Below are 20144 nucleotides of genomic sequence, written 5' to 3'. Positions count from 1 at the left end.
TATTGCCGGAGACGGGCACATGAGCACGACAATTTCAATCGAAGAGCCGCCTCGCCTCATTGGGATCGTGACCAAAATCTACTCGGGTTTGCTGGTCATTGGCTTTGCGCTCCTTCCCGCCTACCTGATTGCCTATCTGGCTTTCTTTCAAGACCCAAGCCTGAAGTTCGAAAACCACGGCTTCCACGAAATCGCGATTGCAGCGGCAACGCTCGAGGGGCTGTTCGTCACCTATGTGACCTGGCGTTGTTATCTGTCGTCGGGTGAACCGCTGTTGCGGTGGCTGACTTTGGGTTTCCTGGGCTTTGTGCTGGTCTATGCGCTGCACGGCGCGTTCACCGGCATGGCTCACCACAATATCTGGCTATTCCTGCTCTACGGACCCGCATCGCGTCTGGTGATGTCGGTGCTGCTGCTGGTTGGGCTTCTCTCGTACCACCGCGCGCCGGACGCGCTCAAAGAGCGCTCGAATCCGCGCCCGTGGCTAACGTGGATCGCCGTGTTCGTCGTGATCGACCTGGTCGTCGGAGTCATTGCAAACTCGCCCATCGCGGGCAACCTCGCCGTGCGGCTATCCATGGAAGGCGGGGCGCTCGTCTTCTCGACGCTGAACGTCACGGTGCTGATGCTGCGTCGCATTCGCTCGCCGCTGATGGTGGTCTACGGCATCTCCATCACCTTCTTCGCGCTGGCGTCGCTCGCATTCATTCTCGGCAAGCCGTGGAATCATATGTGGTGGCTGGCACACGCGATCTTCGCCGCGGGCTTTTTCCTGCTGAGCTATGGCGTCGTTCAGGCGTTTCGCACGACGCGCTCCTTTTCGACGATCTACAGCCAGGAAGAACTGATGGCTCGCCTCGCCGAAGCGATGGCACGCACGGAAAGCGCGCTGCAGGAACTCCAACGCACCAATCACAAGCTCGAGCACCTCGCCGCGACCGATCCGCTGACGGGTGCCGCGAACCGGCGCGAGTTTATCCAGCGAGTGGAGGCCGAAATCGCACGCGCGAGGCGAGGTGGCGCACCGTTCTCGTTGCTGGCGCTGGATCTCGACCACTTCAAATTGATCAACGACAACTACGGTCATCAGGTGGGTGACGAGGTATTGCAGCGATTCGTGCAGAAATGCCTTGATGCCATTCGGCCCTATGACGGCGTGGCGCGAGTGGGTGGCGAAGAGTTTATGGTGCTGCTGCCTAGAGCCGCGCTGGACGTGGCACGTTCGATCGCCGAGCGCGTTCGGGGCGCCGTAGCGACCGAGGAGTTCTATACCGGAACCGGGCGGACCGTCGCCGTTACCGTCAGTGTCGGCGTCTCCGAGTTCGGCCGCGACGGCGACACGATCGACACCCTCTTACGCGTCGCCGATGAACGCCTTTACCGGGCCAAGCACGATGGCCGTAACCGTGTTGTGGCGGGATAGAAGCGATAACAGGTGATGCTCTTTGCCACCTACGGGTTTTTCCTGGTCTTACCCTATGTCGATACCGGCGTCGTCGGATCGTCGTAGGGGTATGTTCAACTTCTCCAGTGAAGGACCAGCACACCATGACTACCGGAACAATCCGTCTCCATCGCGTCTTGAACGCTACTCCCGAACGCATCTATCGGGCCTTCCTCGAACCCGATGCGATCGCTAAGTGGCTTCCTCCCTATGGGTTCACCTGTCAGGTCCACCACATGGATGCACGCGTGGGTGGCACTCACAAGATGTCCTTCCGTAACTTCGGCACCGGCAATGGTCACTCGTTCGGCGGCGAATACATCGAACTGGTGCCGTTCGAGAAGATCCGCTACTCGGACCGTTTCGACAACCCCAACCTGCCCGGCCAGATGGACGTCACTATTTCCTTGCGGGCGGTGTCCTGCGGAACCGAGCTCACGATTGTGCAGGAGGGTGTGCCCGAGGTCATTCCAGTGGAGATGTGCTACCTCGGCTGGCAGGAGTCGCTGGTTCAGTTGGCGAAGCTGGTCGAGCCGGTGATCCCTGACTAGCGTGTGAGGCTCAAGGCTTTGGTCCCTTGCCAAGGCCGAGCTTTTCCATTGCCTCATGGGCATCGATCACCAATGTGGCGATCTCGCTCACCGTGACCCGGAGACTTGTCGCTCTCGAGCGCATGTGCTCGTATGCGTTACTCTCGCTGAGCTGGTGCGCCTCCATGAGGATGCGGATGGCCTTCTCGATGTGGCGTCGCGCCTTGATCGCTTCCTCGAGCTTGGAGACCTTGCTGTGCAAGCGCTGCTGGTAGCCTGAAGACGCACGCGCGAGCACCAGGGTGCTAAGAATGCCCGTAGACCGGTAGGGCTTGGTGATGACGCCATGCGCCTGCGTGTCCACCAGCATTTTTAGAGCCGTTGGATTCTCGTAGTCGGATAACGCGATCAACGTGGCTTCGGTATCGGCTGCGCACCAATTGCCCGCGCTGCGAGTTTCGGGGCCGACGAGAAAGAAAATCGCGTCGACATCGGCGGGCAGTTGCGAGGGAAACGGCCAGAGCACGTGCACCTGGCAGCCGATGCGGCGCAACTGCTCTTCCAGAACAATGCGATCCTCGCCCGGCGGATGAATCACGAGGACGCGCAGCGTGCGTAGATCGTCGAACAGACGACGGGCCCCCGTGCTCATGCCGATTCTCCGTCGAGCCAGAATTCCGCGAATCCGTACGTCGTCAGATAGGGATCGGGTTTGACCGGACCTCGGCCCTCCCAGACGATATCGAACGAGCCGTCCGGCCTGCACACGGCAATGCGCGGCGTCAGTATCGCGTGATTGTTCTCCGGATCGATTTTCAGCACTCCCTCTGGCGAATCGAATTCGACTTCGTGTACCGCCTCCACCAGTCTGGCCGTATCGAGACTTCCGGTACGGGCCAGCGCCAGCGCAAACAGATGCACCTGGTTATACGCCATCTCCGACCACATGCTGGCCGGTTGATCTCCGAATCGCGCATGCCATGATTTCAGAAAGCGCTGGTTACTCGCGAGGTTCAGCGTGTTGACGTAACTCGCCGAGACGATGTGGCTGCCACACAGTTCGGAGCCGATCATCCGCGTTTCGCCCTCGGTCATTGTCAAGCTTGCGATCGGAATCTGTGCGGGGTCGATACCGTGCTCGCGATACAGCCGATAAAAGTCGCGCGCACCTCGCCCGATCAGCGTGGAGAACACCACATCGGGCGCGATGTCCTTGATCTGCCGCACCACTTCTTCCAGCGCCGCTGGATCCGCATCGCTCGGCAGATAGAGTTCTTCCACGATTTCGCCGCCATGCTGCTCGACCATGTCGCGCATGATCCGATTCGATTCTCGCGGATAGATGTAGTCGGCGCCAACCAGAAAAAAACGGCGGCCGTGATTGCGCAGTAGATAAGCGGCCAGTTGCATGCTGTTCTGGTTCGGTACCCCGCCGGTGTAGATCACGTTCGGCGAATACTCAAACCCTTCATAGATCGAGCAGTACCAGAGCAATGCGTTGGTGCGTTCGATCACCGGCAAAACCGCCTTTCGGCTCGACGAAGTCGAACAGCCGAAAATCACGGTCACGTCGTCTTCCTGCAGCATCCGCGTGGCGAGCCGGCGATATTCGTCAGGATCGCTCTTCGGATCGTAAACAACGGGGTCGAGCAGGCGCCCGCCCACGCCGCCGGCCGCGTTGACTTCCTCGATCGCGAGCACGGTGCCGAAAAAATGCTCCGACCCGGTCGCTGAGGTCACGCCCGTACGCGAGTACAACACGCCGATACGCCAACCATCGTCCGCGGGCGCCGGATTGGCCGGCTGTCGCGAGCTCGCCTCCATTTCGTCTCCTCCTTGCATCGCTTCCTCGTTGCTCAGGTCGCGGGAAAACGTCCCACTGCTGCCGCGATCGCCTGCTCGGCAAATGCGGCGGCGTCGAGGCATCGGGCGTCGTCCCAAGGGCGGCAGATCACCTGCACGCCGATCGGGGCGCCTCGTGCGCCCCTCAATCCCGGCACGTTCACGCACGGGCAACCGAGCAAGGTCCAATTGCGATTGAACGCGGGGTCGCCCGTTGACGCGTGGCCCTCGGGCGCTTCGTCGGGCGCACTCGGTGTCAGCAAGCCGGTGATGCCGTCGAATAGTTCAGCAAGCCTCGCCTTCGCCTGTTCCGCGAGCACACATGCCTCGATGTAGGTTGCGGTATCGACCCTCGCTGCACGATCAAGAAAACCGGCGAGCATCGGCGATAGATCGGTACGATGATGATCGTACTCGAAGCCCAACGACTGATACGCCTCATAGCTCTGGATGGTGTTGTGCGCGGCGACCAGGTCGGCCATCCACGGCGCGAAACGCACACGCCGCACGCGCCCTCCCGCCTGCTCGATGGCGCGCACCGCTCTGTCGAGTACGTCACTCGCATTCGCTGACGGCGCGGTCCATGGGTAGCTGTCCGGCACGCCGAACACCGGGCCAGCCGTCACGCCGCTCAAGGCAAGCGACCGGCCCGACAGGGCCTGTGCGAAGTAAGCCACGTCACGCACACCGGCGCCGAACAAGCCGACCGTATCGAACGACCACGAGAAGCACTTCATGCCGACGGTCGGCAACATGCCGAGTGTGGGCTTGTAGCCGGCGATGCCGCAGAACGAAGCGGGCCGAATGGTCGAGCCGCCAGTCTGCGTGCCGATCGCGAAAGGCACGATGCCGGCTGCCACTGCGGCAGCCGACCCGGATGACGATCCGCCAGGGGTACGCGTCAGGTCGCACGGATTGCGCGTCACTGGCGGCGTCATGTAGGCGAATTCACTGGTGACGGTCTTGCCGATGACAATGCCGCCGTTACGCCGCACCAACGTCACAATCGCGGCATCGGACTTCGGCTGATGGCCTTCGTAAATTGGCGAGCCATAGCCGGTGACCAGGTCGCTCGTGTCGAAGATATCTTTCACCGCGATCGGTATGCCAGCCAACGGACCTGTTGCACCGGCGGCCGAGGTCAATGCCGGTTCCCGCTGCGCGACGGCCGTCATCGCCCTCACCTCGGGCTCGACTTCCTCGATGCGCGCAAAGGACTCGAGAACGGCACGTTCGCGCTCGCGCGGGTCGCTGGCGGTTTGCTCGAGCAGGTCCAATCCTGAGCGGGGTCGATAAAAAGAGTTTGCGTTCGTCATGTGCCGCCTATCGTCATGGTCGTCCTGAATGTTACTTACACACGCAGGTGTTCGAAGATCGATCCTACCGCTGCTTCATCTTTCGCGTTGCCATGCTCGAGGATCTCGCCTTGCTTGAGTACCGCGTAGCGGTCGGCAACCTTCAGCGCAAAGGGAACATTCTGCTCTACCAGCAGCAGCGTCGTGCCGTGCTGGCTGCGTTCCCATAGCAGTGCGTCGCCGAGACGGTCGATCACGGACGGTTGCAACCCTTCCGTAATCTCGTCGAGCAAAATGAGCGAAGGACGCATCATGAGCGCGCGCGCCACCAGCAGCATCTTCTGTTCGCCGCCGGAAAGCGTGCCGGCCAACTGCTTCAGGCGACTTGCGAATACCGGGAACACGGGCTCGATCGCGGCAAAGCGTTCGTCGAACGCCGACGCCTTCTGGAGCCCAAGACGCAGATTGTCGCGAATGGTGAGGTCCTGAAACAATGCATGTTCCTGCGGCGCGTAAGCAATGCCCTCGCGCGCGATCTGATGAGGCGCCATACGCGTGATATCTTGCCCGCGCGCACGGATGGCGCCGGCTTTCTTCGGCAGATAGCCCATGATCGTCTTGAGCACCGTCGTCTTGCCCATGCCGTTCTTGCCGAGCAGCGCGACGGCCTCGCCGTCGGCAACGGTCATCGAGAGCTTGCGCAGCACGACCGAAGCCTTGTATCCGCTCGTCACGTCCTGCAACTCCAGCGCAATCTGGCTCATGACGCCTCCCGTTGTCCGACGTTTTCGCCTGCCGCGGCGCTTTGCGCAGTCCCGGCATAAATCGTTCTGACCAGCTCCGAGTTGACGACTTCGTCGAAGTTGCCTTGCATCACGATGCGCCCCTGATGCAGGACCACAATACGCGTGGCAATTTCGGCCACGAAGTCGAGGTCGTGCTCCACCAGCAGACAACAAAGCCGATACTGGTGAGCCAACGCGGCGAGCACATTGCCGATTTGCGTGCGCTCCGTTTTGGTCAAGCCTGCCGTGGGCTCGTCGAGCAGTACGATACGCGGCTCCAGTGCGAGCACCATCGCCAGTTCCAACGCCTGCTGTTGGCCATGCGAAAGATCCTTCGCGACAGCGCCCAGCCTCTGATCGAGATGGGTGGTACGCAGCACCTCCAGCGCATAGGGAGGCAGTGCAAGCGTCGTGGAGCGTCGCAGGAGCGATGGCCGCTCGATGATGGTGCCGGCGATTCTCAGGCACTCCGCAACGGTAAGCGTCTCGAAGATATTTGCGTTCTGGAACTTGCGCCCCAAGCCGAAATGCACACATCGGTCCGGCGGCAATTGCCGGACATCGTTGCCACACAGCGTGACCGTGCCGGCAGAACGTTCCGCGCCGTCGCTCATGCAGCGCATAAGCGTCGTTTTACCGGCGCCGTTCGGGCCGATGAGGCCAACCAGTTCACCGCCATCGGCGTTCAGATCGATGCCTTGCAACACTTTCAGGCTGCCGTAATGTTTGGCGACACCGTTCATCTGCAGCGCTGGCACTGATAGCGCCCGTTCATGAGCTACGCCGACGTCGCGCTCAACCAGATCCGGTTCGGCGCCGTGACCCGCCAGATGGCGCAATGGCTTGAGCAACAGCGGCACCAAACCTTGCGGCAACAGCACAATCACGGCGACGAATGCAGCACCCAGAATCAGTTGCCACGCGAACGGCATGCTGCCGCTGAGATAGGCGGTCCCGACATTGATCAGAAGCGCGCCGATCACCGGCCCCCACAACGTTCCCCGGCCGCCGAGCGCGACCCAGATAATCAGTTGGGTGCCGAGGACAAACCCGGCCAGCTCAGGCGCGACCACGCCGCTAAACGATCCGTAGCCAAATCCGGCAACGCCGGCGATGGCCGCGGTTGCAACCAGCAAGACGATCTTGACGAGCGACGTATTGATGCCGAGATATGCGCAGCGTGATTCGTTGTCGCGGATAGCAGCCAGCACGCGGCCGCCGTCGCTACGAACAAATAGCCACGCAATCGATGCAACAGCCAGCAGCGCAGCGCCGGCGAGCCAGTACCAGGCCTGCAGCGAAAGATCGAAGGTCTCATAGCCGGTGAGTCCCGAACTCGAGCCCGTCCACGCGCCGCCGGAGAGCAGCAACTGGCTGAGAACGATCGGCAATACGAGCGACATCACCGTCGCGAAGAACGGCGACGCACCGCGATAGAACGACAGCCAGCCGAGCAATGCGGCCACGGCCGCGGTCACCGCGATCGCCGCTCCCACGGCAAGCGCCACATAACCCGCCGAAAAGCCGCCGTGTGTAAAGACAAGACCCGCGGCATAGGCGCCCAGACCGAAGAACGCCGATTGCCCGAACGTCAGATACCCGGTGTACCCCCAAAGAATATCCACGGTCACGGCCACGATCGAAAAGAAGAAGGCCTGAATGAGGACGTTGAGCAGATACGGGCCGAAGACAAGCGGACCCGCGGCCAGCAGCACGACGGCTAGGCCGCCGGCCACGAGCAGACCGCGTCCGTGAATCGTTCGTCCGTTGCTTACCCGCTCATCGTTTTGTACAGCTTGATCTCCGGCTCCATGTGGCGATGCGTCGACTTTAACCATGAGAGAACCCCTTGGGACGAATGCGCAGCGTGAGCGCTGCCAGCACCGCGATAGTCAATCCGCCCAGCACCGGACTGACGAACGTGCTGACCAGCACCTGGCAAGCGCCGAATACGAGGCACGTCACCAGCAAACTGAGCATCGAATGTCCTGAAACCATGACCAGCATGAACGCGCTCACCAGCCACGGCAGTCCCATATCAGGGTCGACGCTCGACAGCGGCGTAATGAGCGTGCCGGCGAGCGAACCGAGCGCAGCGCCCAGACTGAAGGTGATAAAACGGATGCGGCCGGAATGAATGCCGAGCCCTCGCGCCAGATCCTCATTCATGATCACCGCGCGCGTCTTGATGCCGAAGCGCGTTCCCGTGAGCAGCGCGGTCATGAGAATGCACAGACCGAGTGCGATCGGGATCAGCAGCAAACGATAGGCCGAGTAATCGGTCCCACCGATGGTGACGGCTCCTTTGAGCGGCGTCTCCACGAATTGCGCCTCGCGGCCGAAGGTCATCACGATGAGCTGCCCAATCACGATGCCGAGACCCCAGGTAGCAAGGATCGCGTCGAGTGGGCGCTTGTAGAGCGGGCGCACGATCACCTGCTCGACGAGCATGCCCACGACGGTACCCACCACGACCGCGAGCGGCAGTCCGAGCCATGGACTCAGTTTGAGTTGCGTCACGACGAAGCTCGCGTATGCGCCTATTGTTAGTAGCGCACCGTTGGCGAAATTGACGATTTTCATCACGCCGAAAATCACCATCAACCCTGCGGTCACGATGAACAGCACCGCCGCGGTTGTGAAAATGTCGAGTGCCAGAACCATTGTCTTCTCCGGTCGCATCCGCCTGCGAATGTGCATCAGGCGGATGCTGTATTTCCAGTTGCGTCTACTTGATATTCGGGCACTGCGCGCCCGGATCCACGCTCGGGAAGGTCTGCAAGATCTTGATCGAGCCATCTGCCTGTATCTGGCCAAGGCGCATGGCGAGAGGCGTGTGGCGGCTCCTGTTCATGGCCACTGGTCCGCGTGGCCCGTCGAACGACACCTGGCCCAGCGCCTTGATCACCTTGTCAGCGTCGGTTGAGCCCGCCTTTTCAACCGCAGCCTTGTACAGGAAAAAGGCCTCGTACTGCGGCTCGGACAACTCGTTCGGCGTCTTCAGATCCTTGCCGAATTTCTTGTCCATGGCCGCGAGAAACTTCTTGTTGCCCGGCGTATCGATGCCCGTCAGGTAGGAGCCCGACATATACATGCCCGTGGCGACGTCGCCCATACTCTTCGCCGTGCCTTCGTCGATCGCCAGGTTGCCATAAGGCAGCGTCATGCCGGAGCCCTTCAACTGTTTGGCGAGCGACACGTTAGGCGCGCCGCCGGCCGTCGCGCTGATCAACGCATCGGGATGAGCCGCGCGGATCTTGGAGAGAATCGGTGTCCAGTCGGTGCCGTCGATCGGCAAGTACTCCTCGCCGACTACCTTGCCGCCGTGCTCCTCGATATATTTTCTGGTGAATCCAAGCATACCGCGGCCAAAAACGTAGTCGTTGCCGACCAGATAGAAGGTCTTGGCGCCCTTGCTCTTCGCGAAGTAATCGACCACCGGCGCGACCTGCTGCTCAGGCACCCAGCCATTGACATACATCCACGGGCTGCACGAACGGCCCTCGTAAAACGACGTATATACGAACGGCTTCTTGCCACGCGCCACGATCGGCAGCGCCGCGTTACGCGCGGCGCTCGTTTCCATGGAAATGATCGCGTCGACGTTCTTCTGGAACACGAGCGTGTCGTACGCTTTCTGCGCGCCGACTGCACCGGACGCGTCGTCGGTGATGTCGAGCTGCAACTGGCGGCCCATGATCCCACCTGCTGCGTTGATTTCGTCGACAGCGAGTTGCGACGACTGCACGACGGCCGGCGCGACCACGCTATTTGCGCCAGAGAGCCCCACTGCTACGCCGATCCTGATCGGATCGGCAGCGAGCGCGCTCATGCAGGTGCAGGCCGCGACGAGCGCCGCGGCGGCGCCAAGGATTTGTCTATTGAACGGAGTCATGGATTTTTCCTCACAGTGGTCGAATGAAATTCTTGTGTTTCGTACGGGTGTGCCATCGGATGCCTCATGCGCGCGAGGTCGGCCAACCGGTGCCGAGCATCGGGTCATACACGTCCGCGCGCCGATCGCTCAGCACGTGATTGAAGGCGTTCAGCGTGCGTTCCGAACGGGTGCGCGTCAGATCGATTGCGGCGAACAGGATTTCTTCGCGATCGACACTGGCCGGGCCTGCGACCGGCCATCCGTTGCCGCCCACAATCAGGCTCTGGCCGACGAACGGTTGACCACGCTCCGTGCCGATGCGGTTTGCACATGCGATCACCACGCCATTGCTGTGCGCGGCCGCCATGGTGAGCGTCGTGGCCATGGCGGGCCGATCGTCCGGCTGCGCCGGCATCGGCACCCAGTTGGTCGGCACGCAGACGATGTCCGCGCCTTGCATCGCGGCAAGCCGGTATGTTTCGGGAAACCAGCCGTCGTAGCAGATTGCGATGGCGATTCGTCCCAGTGGCGTGTCGAACACCGGAACGCCACGATCGCCCGGTTCGAAGAAGCGATGCTCGTTGTTCCAGAGATGCAGTTTGCGATAGACGCCGATGTGACCCGCCGGGCCAGTCAGGATCGCTGAGTTGTAGAGTTGCTTGCCCGCCCGCTCGGCAATACCCATCACGACATGGATGCCAAGGCGCTGCGTCGTTTCCGCAAGCAATTGCGCGGTTTCCCCTTCCGGCAGCGTTTCGGCCAGCGCGAGCGCCTCATCGCGATCGTTGAACACGTAGCCGCTATTGGCCAGCTCCGGCAACACCACCAGAGACGCGCCGTGATGCGCCGCGGCTTCAATGTGGCGGATGCATTGCGCCACGTTGTCGTGCTTACTGCCGACATGAGGTTCCATCTGAACGCACGCGACCACCATATCTGCGACACCACGTTCCGCGGGGTTGTACTGCAACGTCATCATTTCTTCTCCCAAAAGCAAAAAGCCCCCGAACCAGCGTTGGACGCAAGTTCGGGGGCTGCATAGCCATTCATATGTAGCACGGCATCGTTGCCGTGGAGCCGCCGGAAACAATGACGGCTCAGTCGAAGCGAATTTATGAAGCCAAATTCAGGATGTCAAGCGGTTTGACTGCGGCCAGGGTAATTCCTTGGGGACATGTTTCTGGTCAGTTCAAAATCTAGAATCCATAGCGAACCCCTTGATATGAGTCCCTTGCGAACGATGAGCGGAAAGCACCCGGCGACGCGGGATCTGCACACGCCACCGGGTGTGCCCGCGTTAGCCCGCCTGCGAAACGAGGCCTCGCAGAACGGTTTCCAGTTCCACCTCGCCCTTGACGATGTCGGCTTCATCGCCTTCGAAGGCGATGAAGCCTTCATTGAAGCCGTCGAGCATGCGCATGCGCGGCAACGGGTCCGTCGTGCCCTGGGAGCGGAACAGCTCGCCCCATGTTTCGCGCAGCACCACCTCCGCACGAACCGGACGACCGAGCACCTGGGCAAATGCCGCGGCCAGATCGTTCGGGCTCACACGTTGCGGTCCCTCCAGCTCGACGACACGCACGCCAAGCCAGGTTTGCTGAAGCAGTTGCGCGGCAACGCGACCCACGTCCGAGGTAGCGACCATCGGCACCGCCTTGTCGAGCGGCTGCAGAAAGCTGGGGATCACCCCTGTGTCGCGGGCCGGCGCCACGTCCCACGCGGCGTTTTCCATGAACCAGCCGGGACGCAGGAATGTCACCGGCATCGGCAAATCCTGAAGCGCCTGCTCCATCAGCGTACGTTGCGTGAGCAGATTGATCTCGGTGGCTTGCGCGCCGATCGTCGACAGGCAGACCACCTTGCCAGGCGCAGCAGACTGCAGCGCCCCACGCACAGCGTTGATGACAGCACGTGCTTCGGGAAAGCCCGGCGACGGATCGAACTCGGACGGCGGCAGGATGAAGACGCCTTGCGTGCCTTCGAAAGCGGCGGTTAGCGATGCCTCGTCGTCCATGTCGGCCGTCACCACTTCACAGCCGCGCTCAGCCCACGAACGTGCCCGGGCCGCATCGCGTACAACCGCGCGAACTGGCTGACCCGCTGCGAGCAACGTGCGCGCCACCGCGCCGCCGACCTTTCCTGTTATCCCTGTGATTGCATACATTGCAGTTTCTCCTTGCATAAATAGATGTGTCCCGAGTGCCGATCACTGACCAGTGCTCAGGCGTGTTGCAAGCCGTGGTACAACCCCTGCTCGAACTGTCCATACAGATCCACCACGCGAGGGTCGTAGAACGGCAGGATCTGCGTGAACAGCGTACCGGTCACCTTCCTGACAGGATCGACCCAGAAATAGCTGTTCAGCAGTCCCGCCCAGCTAACGCTGCCCGCGCTGCGGCCATGCGGACCCGGCTGCGTGTTGATGTCGAAGGAAAGCCCCCACTTGTGCGGCATCCCAGGGAACTGATCGAAGCTATTCGACCACGCCGGCTGTGCTGTCTTCATTTCGGTTACCTGAAGATCTCCAATGTGATTCTGGAACATCGTCGCAACGGTGTCGGCGCGCAGGACCCGCTCGCCGCGGTACGTCCCGCCGTTCACGAGCATCTGCAGGAGCGCCATGTAATCGCGCGGCGTGCTGAATGCCCCGCCGCCGCCCATAAAGAATTCGGGTCGCTGGTTGATCTCGAACGGAGCGGGCTTGAGCGATCCATCGGGTTGCCGGTTGTGCATGGTCGCCACGCGTTGCTTCTGCGCGCCACTGATCAGAAATCCCGAATTGCTCATGCCGAGCGGTGCGAAGATGTGCTCGCGAAAATAAACCTCCAGCGATTGATCGGTCACCGCCTCAACCAGCTTGCCCACCCAGTCCATTCCGATGCCGTACTGCCAGCGCTCGCCAGGCTCGAACTCCAGCGGCGCCTTGAACGCGCCGTTCATCGAGTAGCCAATATCCGGCATGCCGGTCACCTTTTCGTACCGGCTCATGTTTTCGCTCCAGATGCTGTACGTAAAGCCGGACGTGTGAGTCAGCAGATGACGCACGGTAATCGTGTTACGCGCAGGGCGCAGTTTCGGCTGTCCGGATGCGTCGAAGCCGTCCAGCACTTGCGGCGACTTCAGTTCCGGGAGAATGTCGCCCGCGGGTTGATCGAGTGAGAGCCTGCCCTGCTCGATGAGTTGCATACAGGCGGTCGCAGTGATCGCCTTGGTCATCGATAGCAGCCAGAACACCGTGTCGGGCGTCATCGCCGTACCCGTCTGGGGATTGGCATGGCCCGATGCGCCCTCGTAGACGAGCCCGCGCTGCGAGGCACCCATCGCCACCACACCGGCTACGGCGCCGTTGTCGACGGCCTGCCGCAGGGAAAGATCAATCGCGGCAAAGGCAGGGTTGCGGACCAGAACACGATGACGCTCCTGATGACCCTCCGCGGCCTCTGTTCCGATGCTGGTCAATCCGCCCACGGCGGCGACCGCCAGGAGGCCGGACGCCCGCTTCAACAGGTCGCGGCGGGTGAGTTGAACGGTCATCTCCTACTCCTTCGAAATTGGAATGAACGATGATTGGTGTGACGCGCCGATCAACGATGTGCATAAAGCGAGTTGAACGGTGCATTCGCGAGAGCTGCCCCGGCAACGCGATTGCCCGAATCGGACGAACCGCTGCGCACACCGCCCACGCCGCTGGCGACGTTCGACTCGGCGCCCTTCCGCGCGGCCACTGCTGCTTCGGCTGCCTGAATGTCGGTGGGGTAATGCGGATCATTGGCGCGGCCGGGCTGGTAGCCCACGCTTTCCAGCTGGACGAGTTCCGCGCGCACCTGTGCACGCGTGACGGTCGAGGATTCCTGAGCGTAGCCAGCGACAGGGAAGGCGATGGCCGCGGCAATAGCAACTGCGAAATAACGGGTATTCATGGCAATGCTCCTTTGGATCGTTGCGGTCGAAACGGACCGTTGGGATGCATTGTGAGTAAACTCGATGAGAAACTAAATGATACGAATGACACTTGTGAAGTGACAGACAGTCACTAATGGGCCATAGTGCGGTTTTTGAAGCACTTCGCGGGGAGCGTCAATGAGATCGTCCAGCGAGAATCTCTCTAGCGGTATCAGCGTATTTGCGGCCGTCGTCGATGCGGGGACGTTCGCAGCTGCGTCCGAAGTAATGGGTATGTCACCCCCCGGAGTTAGCCGGGCAATCGCCCGGCTCGAAAAGCGGCTGAAAATACGGCTCTTCAATCGCACGACCCGCGCCGTTTCACTTACCGAAGAGGGCAAACGGTTCTACGAGCAGGTCATGCCGCACTTAAGGGGAATGGAGGAAGCGGCGGCCGCCGCTTCAGGCGGCACCGCGACAGTACGCGGGAAGCTGCGAATCAATCTTGATCCCGCTTTTTTTCGAATCGTTCTGGGCCCGAAGCTCGACGAATTCATGGATGCGCATCCTGAACTTGAACTCGAGTTCATTGCGAGAGATCAGCTCGGCGACCTCATCGTGGACGGCTTCGATCTGGCCTTGCGATTTGGCGAACCTCGCTCGTCCAGTCTGATTGCGCGAAAGCTTCTGGACACGGCAGTTGTCACCGTCGCAGCACCCTCGTACCTCGCGCGCCGGGGGCGGCCAGAGGAGCCTCAAGATCTGGGTCGCGGGGCGCACCGGTGCCTCGAGTTCCGAAACCCGGAAACCGGCAAGCCGTATCCGTGGGAGTTTCACCGCAAGCGCAAAAAGCTGGTTGTCGAAACGAATGGGCGGCTTACGGTGAACGATCCGAGCGCACTCTTCAACGCGTGCCTGGCCGGCTCCGGCATCGCGCAGATGCTTCTGCTCGGAGCGGAACCCCTGATTCGGGAGGGACGGCTCGTCAACCTGTTCCCAGACTGGCCGGATGAACGCTTCCCGCTCTATGCGTACCATCCATCACGACACCACACGCCGGCCAAGACAAGGGTGTTTCTTGACTTTATCGTCGCCTTGGCGAGTACAAGTTAGCCAATAGCCGCAGAGGGGCCCGCGCGTGCCGCTTCAAACCCGCCAGGCCGGCCCCTCGGGAAAGTCATACTCATCGAGCGACGCCGCATGCATTTCGATGCTGTAGCCGGCTCGTTGCGGCGGCATATAACGGCCGTTTCGAATCACGACAGGGTCAACAAAATGCTCATGCAAATGATCCACGTATTCGAGCACCCGGTTGTCCAGCGACGCCGACACGCAGATATAGTCGAACAGTGAAATGTGCTGGACGTACTCGCACAAACCGACCCCGCCCGCATGCGGACACACGGGAACACCGAATTTCGCCGCCATCAACAGGACGATGATCACCTCGTTCAGACCGCCCAGGCGGCAGCTATCGACCTGACAGAAGTCGATGGCTTGCGCCTGCAGCAACTGCTTGAACATCACCCGGTTATGGCAGTGCTCGCCCGTCGCGACACCGATAGGCCGAATCCGCTCGCGGATAGCGGCGTGGCCGAGAATGTCGTCGGGACTCGTGGGTTCCTCGATCCACCAGGGATCGAATTCCGCCAGGCACCGCATGTTCGCGACCGCTTCGTCGACATCCCACACCTGATTCGCATCCATCATCAGTTTCAGGTTTTCGCCGATTTCTTCGCGCAGGATGCGGGCACGGCGCATATCTTCTTCAAGATTGCCGCCCACCTTCTGCTTGAAGTGCGTCCAGCCCTGCGCGACGCCTTCACGTGCGAGCCGGCGAATCTTGTCGTCGTCGTAGCCGAGCCAGCCGGCCGACGTCGTGTAGGCCGGATAGCCATGCGCCAGCATTTCCGTTTCGCGCTCGCCTCTTGTCTTTGCATGACGGTGCAGCATGGCGATGGCTTCCTGCGGCGTGATCGCATCGGTCACATAGCGGAAGTCGAGGCATCGCACGAGTTCTTCGGGGCTCATGTCGACGAGCAGTTTCCACACCGGCTTGCCTTCCGCTTTGGCCCACAGGTCCCAGGCCGCATTCACCACAGCCGCGGTCGCCAGATGAATCGCACCCTTGTCCGGACCGATCCAGCGCAACTGGCTGTCCGACGTCAGCGTGCGCCAGAAGGCGCCCATGTTCGCAGCGATATCCTCGAGCTTTGTGCCGATGACCAGCGGGGCAAGCGCCTTTACCGCACTCACGCAGATCTCGTTGCCGCGGCCGATGGTGAAGGTGAGGCCATGGCCTGTGAGACCCGTCGGCGAATCGGTTTCGAGCGTCACATAGGTGGCGGAGTAATCCGGTGCGGCGTTCATCGCATCTGAGCCGTCGAGTGAACGCGAGGTCGGGAACCGAATGTCCCGGACGGACAGCTTGGTGATCGTGGGCATCTAAACCCCTCCTCTGCGACAGCTATCGTCTTCTGCTTATAAGCAAAGAGGCCGTACGTGCACGCCTCACCTCTTTGCAGCCACCTTCGTTCCAAGCGGACACTTGGCAGCACGAGAAAAGAAAAGGGAGCTCCATGCCCCCTCCTCTCTCTTCGCGTCAGGCAGTGCCGGTCAATCGTAGAGCACAGCCGCGATCTTCGGATCGCTCATATTGCTCTTGTCGTACCAGTAGAAGCCCGTGTCGACTTTCTTGGGCAGCTTCTCGCCCTTCAACGCCTTCACTGCAGAGTCGACGACGCATTTGCCGATGCCGACCGGATTCTGCGTAATGGCGCCGGCCATCAAGCCCGAATTGATGTCGTCCTTCTGCTCCTTGCCGGAGTCATAGCCAATCAGCACGAGCTTTTTGCCTGATTCCTTGATCCCGATCGCCGCACCTTCCGCCGACCCTTCATTCGCCCCGAAAATGCCCTTGAGATTGGGGTTGGCCTGGATCATCGTCTTGGCGATTTCCGCCGACTTCAAGTGGTCGCCGCCGCCATACTGGACTGAGACGATCTTGATGTTCGGGTGCTTCGTTTTCATCTCATTCAGGAAGCCGTCGCGGCGATCGATGCCGGTGCGGCTGGTCTGATCATGCACCACCAGACCGACCTCCCCGGCATTGCCGATCGCCTCGGCCATCTTGTCAGCGGCGAGTGCCGCCGCGGCAAGATTGTCGGTCGCGCACGTGGTCAACGGAATGTCGCTGTCGACGCCCGAGTCGAAGGCGATCACAGGTATTTTGGCGGCCTGCGCCCGCTTCAACAGGGGAATGGCTGCCTTGCTATCGAGCGCGGCGATGCCGAGCGCCTGGGGCTTCTTGGCGAGCGCGGCAGACAGCATGTCGATCTGCTTATCGACCATGGCCTCGGTTTCCGGACCCTCGAAGGTGATCCTGACGTTGTGCTCCTTGGCCGACTGTTCCGCGCCGGCTTTGACCGCCTGCCAGAACTGGTGCTGGAAGCCCTTCGAGATCAGCGGGATGTAGGTGTCTTGCGCGAACGTCACACTCGTTCCGCCAATGAGCGCGCCAACGCCGACCACGACACCGACTAGTTTTCTTTTCAACATGGGGTTCTCCTCCTAAGTTGGCCATCAACCTTCAGCCGTGCGGGGAGCCTTGGGCGCTCCCTTTTCTTGATCCTGATTCTTGATCCTGTTTCGCGTAGCGTCCACCTTCGTCAGCTTTTCTTGCGCCGCAAAATGTCGGCGTAAACGGCGAGAATGATGATGAGGCCGGTCACCACGATCTGCCATTCCTGTGCGACGGACATGATGCGCAGGCCGTTGGTCAGCACGCTCATGATGAACGCGCCGATGATCGTGCCCAGAATCGTGCCCGAACCACCACTGAGCGACGTCCCGCCGATGACCACGGCGGCGATCGCTTCGAGTTCGTAACCTTGGCCTAGCGCCGGCTGCGCCGAATTCAGCCGCGAGGCGATCAGCAGCCCAGCGATGCCGCAAATGGCCCCAGCGAGGCCGTAAATGGCGATCTTCCACCGGTCGACATTCACGCCCGAAAGACGCACCGCTTCTTCATTGCTGCCGAGCGCAAACGTGTAGCGGCCAAGCGCCGTGCGATTGAGCGTGATCGAACTCACCACCGCAAGGAAAAACAGGATCAGGACCGCATTCGGAACCGGCAGGCTCGGCAGGAACGAGCCGATCAGCGAATCCTGGGAAATCATGTAGAAGTTTTCGGTGTCGGTGAAATAGATCGGCTTGTCTGCCGAGACGACGAGCGAAAGGCCTTTCAGCAGCAGCATCATGCCCAAGGTGGCAATGAACGGCGGTATTTTCATCTTCGCCGTGAGGGTGCCCGAAATAGTCCCGCAGATTGCGCCCGTCCCGATCGCAGCCAGGACGCCGGTCCACATCGGCAAATGCCAATAGGTCAGAAACACGCCGCAAATCACGGCCGTGAAGGTCATCAAGGTGCCGACGGACAAATCGATGCCGCCGGTGATGATGACGAACGTGCAGGCAATCGCCAGCACGCCGTTGACGGCGGTCGCCTGCAGAATCCCGAGCATGTTGTCCATCTGCATGAACGCAGGGGACGCGAAGCTGAAAAAGACCAGCAACAGGATCAGGCTCCCGAAGGCGAGCAGCTTTTGCAGAGCAGTCGGCGTGAAGACGCGGGCTCTGAGGCCGGACAACCGTCCCTCGTTAGCGAGCGTCGAAGTATCCGATGGCTGTGTCATAAACTGGATCTCTCCTCTTCGGGCTCACGCCGCTTTTAAGGTTTCGCGTTGCGTCGCCAGTTGCATGATGCGCTCCTGCGTCGCCTCCGTGGCTGAAAGTTCGCCGGTAATGCGGCCCTCGCACATCACGACGATGCGGTCGCTCATGCGTAAAATCTCCGGCAGTTCCGACGAGATCATTACGATCGCCTTGCCTTCGCCGGCGAGCGAGCGCAGGAGTTTGTAAATTTCGCTCTTGGCGCCGACGTCGATGCCGCGCGTCGGCTCGTCGAAGAACAGCACGTCGCAGTCGCGTTCGAGCCATTTCGCAACGACGATTTTCTGCTGATTGCCGCCTGAGAGAAGCCGCACCTCCTGCGTCGCGGAGGGCGTACGAATAGCGAGCAGATTGATGAAATGGGTGGCTGTCCGGCGGATTTCAGTGCGGCGCAAGAAAAAGTTGAGCGACAGGAATTTGCGCAGGTTGGACATGACGATGTTCGATTCGACGTTCATGCCGGTCGCGAGACCGAAGCGCTTGCGGTCTTCCGAGAGATAACCGATGCCACGCGCCACCGCATCGCTCGGATTCCTGATCGTCGCCTTCACACCTTTCACGATGATTTCACCCGATTCGATCGGATCGGCGCCGAACACCGCTCGCGCGACCTCGGTGCGGCCGGCGCCCATCAAGCCAGCAAAACCCAATATCTCACCTTTGCGCAGTGTGAAGCTGACGTCTCTGACAAGCGGGCCGGCGTTCAGATTGTGGACTTCGAGCGCGACCTCGCCCGTGCCTGTCACGTTCACAGAAGGCGCGACGTCGGTCAAGGTGCGACCGACCATCATGCCGATGATCGCGTCGACGCTGGTGTCTTTCGCGGTGACGGTGGCCACATATTCCCCGTCACGCAACACGGTGACGCGGTCGGCGATCTGCTTCAGCTCGTCCATCTTATGGGAGATATAGACGATGCCCACACCCCGGCTCTTCAACTCGCGAATGATGCGAAATAGCTCGGCGATCTCGGCGTCGTTGAGCGCCGAAGTCGGCTCATCCATGATCAGCACGCGTGAGTCGAAGGACAAGGCCTTGGCGATTTCGACCATCTGCTGCTTCGCGACGGTGAGCGTGCTGACGACCGCGCGCGGGTCGATATTCACATGCATGCGGGCGAGAATGTCGTGCGCCTGCGCATTGAGCTTGTCTTCGTCGAGGAACAGACCGAGGCGCCCACGCGGCTCGCGGCCGATGAACATATTCTGGGCGACGGTCAGGTGATTCATCAGCTGGAGTTCCTGATGAATGATGCCGATGCCGAGAGCCTGCGCCTCGCGCGGACTCGAGAACTCGACCGGCTGACCGTCATAGAGGATGTCGCCCGTATCCCGGGTGTAGACGCCGGCGAGGATTTTCATCAACGTCGACTTGCCGGCGCCGTTCTCGCCCATCAGCGCGTGGACTTCGCCCGCCATGAGTTCGAACTGGACTTCGTGAAGCGCCCGCACGCCGGGAAAGCGCTTGTTGAGCCTTGTAACGGAAATGAGCGGGATCATGGCGCGGATGGATCGACAATTCCGCGACCGCCGCTGGCCTCAATTCGGGGAGCGGGTCGAGAAAGCGCGGGAAGCCGCTGCGCCGGGCATTGCCGGGTATCGCGGCTGAAATCGTAACGAGAAGCCAGACACATTGCTGGGCCACCCAAACTGATGTGCCACGATTTTACGACGCTGAATGGCAACGGCTCAAGCGTAGGCATTCCCTAGTGTCGTGCGCACAGGTATCTCACGCCCGGTTCCCACTATGTGGTTTGCC

The 20144-nt window shown here is 61.0% G+C and carries 18 protein-coding genes; 3 read left to right on the top strand and 15 right to left on the bottom strand.

What is annotated here, in order from left to right; genetic code table 11:
• Nucleotides 1-19 precede the first annotated feature (19 nt).
• Nucleotides 20-1423: a GGDEF domain-containing protein gene (locus M0D68_RS10345; protein ID WP_200621771.1), complete on the top strand. Its 1404-nt coding sequence runs from the start codon at nt 20-22 to the stop codon at nt 1421-1423.
• Between the two features lie 125 nt (nt 1424-1548).
• Nucleotides 1549-1995, top strand: coding sequence for an SRPBCC family protein (locus M0D68_RS10340; protein WP_093633177.1), 447 nt, complete (start codon nt 1549-1551; stop codon nt 1993-1995).
• A gap of 10 nt (nt 1996-2005) precedes the next feature.
• On the opposite strand, the gene M0D68_RS10335 is transcribed toward M0D68_RS10340, so the two are convergent.
• From M0D68_RS10335 to M0D68_RS10285, 11 genes are all read right to left on the bottom strand, one after another.
• Complete coding sequence (locus M0D68_RS10335) at nt 2006-2626, bottom strand: ANTAR domain-containing response regulator (protein WP_200621770.1); 621 nt, start codon at nt 2624-2626, stop codon at nt 2006-2008.
• Nucleotides 2623-3798: a transporter substrate-binding domain-containing protein gene (locus M0D68_RS10330; protein WP_093633179.1), complete on the bottom strand. Its 1176-nt coding sequence runs from the start codon at nt 3796-3798 to the stop codon at nt 2623-2625. The genes M0D68_RS10335 and M0D68_RS10330 overlap by 4 nt, the downstream gene beginning before the upstream one ends.
• 32 nt (nt 3799-3830) lie before the next feature.
• On the bottom strand, nt 3831-5132 hold the full coding sequence (locus M0D68_RS10325; protein WP_200621769.1) for an amidase: 1302 nt from the start codon (nt 5130-5132) through the stop codon (nt 3831-3833).
• Nucleotides 5133-5167: 35 nt separating this feature from the next.
• Nucleotides 5168-5875, bottom strand: coding sequence for an ABC transporter ATP-binding protein (locus M0D68_RS10320; RefSeq protein WP_200621768.1), 708 nt, complete (start codon nt 5873-5875; stop codon nt 5168-5170).
• Nucleotides 5872-7734 carry an ATP-binding cassette domain-containing protein gene (locus M0D68_RS10315; RefSeq protein ID WP_200621767.1) on the bottom strand — a complete coding sequence of 621 codons (1863 nt, stop codon included), beginning with the start codon at nt 7732-7734 and terminating at the stop codon, nt 5872-5874. The genes M0D68_RS10320 and M0D68_RS10315 overlap by 4 nt, the downstream gene beginning before the upstream one ends.
• The gene (locus M0D68_RS10310; RefSeq protein WP_200621766.1) at nt 7727-8560 is read right to left on the bottom strand and encodes a branched-chain amino acid ABC transporter permease; all 834 of its coding nucleotides are present in this window, start codon (nt 8558-8560) and stop codon (nt 7727-7729) included. The genes M0D68_RS10315 and M0D68_RS10310 overlap by 8 nt, the downstream gene beginning before the upstream one ends.
• A 64-nt stretch (nt 8561-8624) precedes the next feature.
• Nucleotides 8625-9791: a substrate-binding protein gene (locus tag M0D68_RS10305; RefSeq protein ID WP_093633184.1), complete on the bottom strand. Its 1167-nt coding sequence runs from the start codon at nt 9789-9791 to the stop codon at nt 8625-8627.
• Nucleotides 9792-9855: 64 nt separating this feature from the next.
• On the bottom strand, nt 9856-10752 hold the full coding sequence (locus tag M0D68_RS10300) for a nitrilase family protein (protein WP_200621765.1): 897 nt from the start codon (nt 10750-10752) through the stop codon (nt 9856-9858).
• Between the two features lie 318 nt (nt 10753-11070).
• Entirely contained in the window at nt 11071-11937 is an 867-nt protein-coding gene (locus M0D68_RS10295) for an NmrA family NAD(P)-binding protein (protein WP_200621632.1), read from the bottom strand.
• A 56-nt stretch (nt 11938-11993) separates the two neighbouring features.
• Nucleotides 11994-13307, bottom strand: a complete 1314-nt coding sequence (locus M0D68_RS10290; RefSeq protein ID WP_200621633.1) for a serine hydrolase — start codon at nt 13305-13307, stop codon at nt 11994-11996.
• Between the two features lie 50 nt (nt 13308-13357).
• Nucleotides 13358-13693 carry a DUF4148 domain-containing protein gene (locus M0D68_RS10285; RefSeq protein ID WP_093633188.1) on the bottom strand — a complete coding sequence of 112 codons (336 nt, stop codon included), beginning with the start codon at nt 13691-13693 and terminating at the stop codon, nt 13358-13360.
• Between the two features lie 160 nt (nt 13694-13853).
• Between M0D68_RS10285 and M0D68_RS10280 the strand changes: the two genes are divergently transcribed.
• A complete protein-coding gene (locus M0D68_RS10280) occupies nt 13854-14768 on the top strand; it encodes a LysR family transcriptional regulator (protein WP_211702617.1) in 915 nt (304 codons plus the stop codon).
• Between the two features lie 33 nt (nt 14769-14801).
• Here the strand turns inward: M0D68_RS10280 and M0D68_RS10275 are convergent, their stop codons facing one another.
• From M0D68_RS10275 to M0D68_RS10260, 4 genes are all read right to left on the bottom strand, one after another.
• The gene (locus tag M0D68_RS10275; RefSeq protein ID WP_200621634.1) at nt 14802-16100 is read right to left on the bottom strand and encodes an L-fuconate dehydratase; all 1299 of its coding nucleotides are present in this window, start codon (nt 16098-16100) and stop codon (nt 14802-14804) included.
• Nucleotides 16101-16271: 171 nt separating this feature from the next.
• Nucleotides 16272-17213 (bottom strand): ABC transporter substrate-binding protein, encoded by a 942-nt coding sequence (locus M0D68_RS10270; protein ID WP_200621635.1) that lies wholly within the window; start codon nt 17211-17213, stop codon nt 16272-16274.
• Nucleotides 17214-17323: 110 nt separating this feature from the next.
• Nucleotides 17324-18349 (bottom strand): ABC transporter permease, encoded by a 1026-nt coding sequence (locus M0D68_RS10265; protein ID WP_093633192.1) that lies wholly within the window; start codon nt 18347-18349, stop codon nt 17324-17326.
• A 24-nt stretch (nt 18350-18373) separates the two neighbouring features.
• Entirely contained in the window at nt 18374-19885 is a 1512-nt protein-coding gene (locus M0D68_RS10260) for a sugar ABC transporter ATP-binding protein (protein ID WP_200621636.1), read from the bottom strand.
• Between the last annotated feature and the right edge of the window lie 259 nt (nt 19886-20144).

The organism is Paraburkholderia sp. SEWSISQ10-3 4, from assembly GCF_030464785.1.
Taxonomy (GTDB): Bacteria; Pseudomonadota; Gammaproteobacteria; order Burkholderiales; family Burkholderiaceae; genus Paraburkholderia; species Paraburkholderia aspalathi.
The sequence above is the reverse complement of the archived record's forward strand: the minus strand, read 5'-3'. Positions and strand labels throughout refer to the sequence as shown.

Coding starts and splice junctions, on each gene's coding strand:
- M0D68_RS10345 (WP_200621771.1), top strand. CDS start 20: ATGAGCACGACAATTTCAATCGAAGAGCCGCCTCGCCTCATTGGGATC.
- M0D68_RS10340 (WP_093633177.1), top strand. CDS start 1,549: ATGACTACCGGAACAATCCGTCTCCATCGCGTCTTGAACGCTACTCCC.
- M0D68_RS10335 (WP_200621770.1), bottom strand. CDS start 2,626: ATGAGCACGGGGGCCCGTCGTCTGTTCGACGATCTACGCACGCTGCGC.
- M0D68_RS10330 (WP_093633179.1), bottom strand. CDS start 3,798: ATGGAGGCGAGCTCGCGACAGCCGGCCAATCCGGCGCCCGCGGACGAT.
- M0D68_RS10325 (WP_200621769.1), bottom strand. CDS start 5,132: ATGACGAACGCAAACTCTTTTTATCGACCCCGCTCAGGATTGGACCTG.
- M0D68_RS10320 (WP_200621768.1), bottom strand. CDS start 5,875: ATGAGCCAGATTGCGCTGGAGTTGCAGGACGTGACGAGCGGATACAAG.
- M0D68_RS10315 (WP_200621767.1), bottom strand. CDS start 7,734: ATGGTTAAAGTCGACGCATCGCCACATGGAGCCGGAGATCAAGCTGTA.
- M0D68_RS10310 (WP_200621766.1), bottom strand. CDS start 8,560: ATGGTTCTGGCACTCGACATTTTCACAACCGCGGCGGTGCTGTTCATC.
- M0D68_RS10305 (WP_093633184.1), bottom strand. CDS start 9,791: ATGACTCCGTTCAATAGACAAATCCTTGGCGCCGCCGCGGCGCTCGTC.
- M0D68_RS10300 (WP_200621765.1), bottom strand. CDS start 10,752: ATGATGACGTTGCAGTACAACCCCGCGGAACGTGGTGTCGCAGATATG.
- M0D68_RS10295 (WP_200621632.1), bottom strand. CDS start 11,937: ATGTATGCAATCACAGGGATAACAGGAAAGGTCGGCGGCGCGGTGGCG.
- M0D68_RS10290 (WP_200621633.1), bottom strand. CDS start 13,307: ATGACCGTTCAACTCACCCGCCGCGACCTGTTGAAGCGGGCGTCCGGC.
- M0D68_RS10285 (WP_093633188.1), bottom strand. CDS start 13,693: ATGAATACCCGTTATTTCGCAGTTGCTATTGCCGCGGCCATCGCCTTC.
- M0D68_RS10280 (WP_211702617.1), top strand. CDS start 13,854: ATGAGATCGTCCAGCGAGAATCTCTCTAGCGGTATCAGCGTATTTGCG.
- M0D68_RS10275 (WP_200621634.1), bottom strand. CDS start 16,100: ATGCCCACGATCACCAAGCTGTCCGTCCGGGACATTCGGTTCCCGACC.
- M0D68_RS10270 (WP_200621635.1), bottom strand. CDS start 17,213: ATGTTGAAAAGAAAACTAGTCGGTGTCGTGGTCGGCGTTGGCGCGCTC.
- M0D68_RS10265 (WP_093633192.1), bottom strand. CDS start 18,349: ATGACACAGCCATCGGATACTTCGACGCTCGCTAACGAGGGACGGTTG.
- M0D68_RS10260 (WP_200621636.1), bottom strand. CDS start 19,885: ATGATCCCGCTCATTTCCGTTACAAGGCTCAACAAGCGCTTTCCCGGC.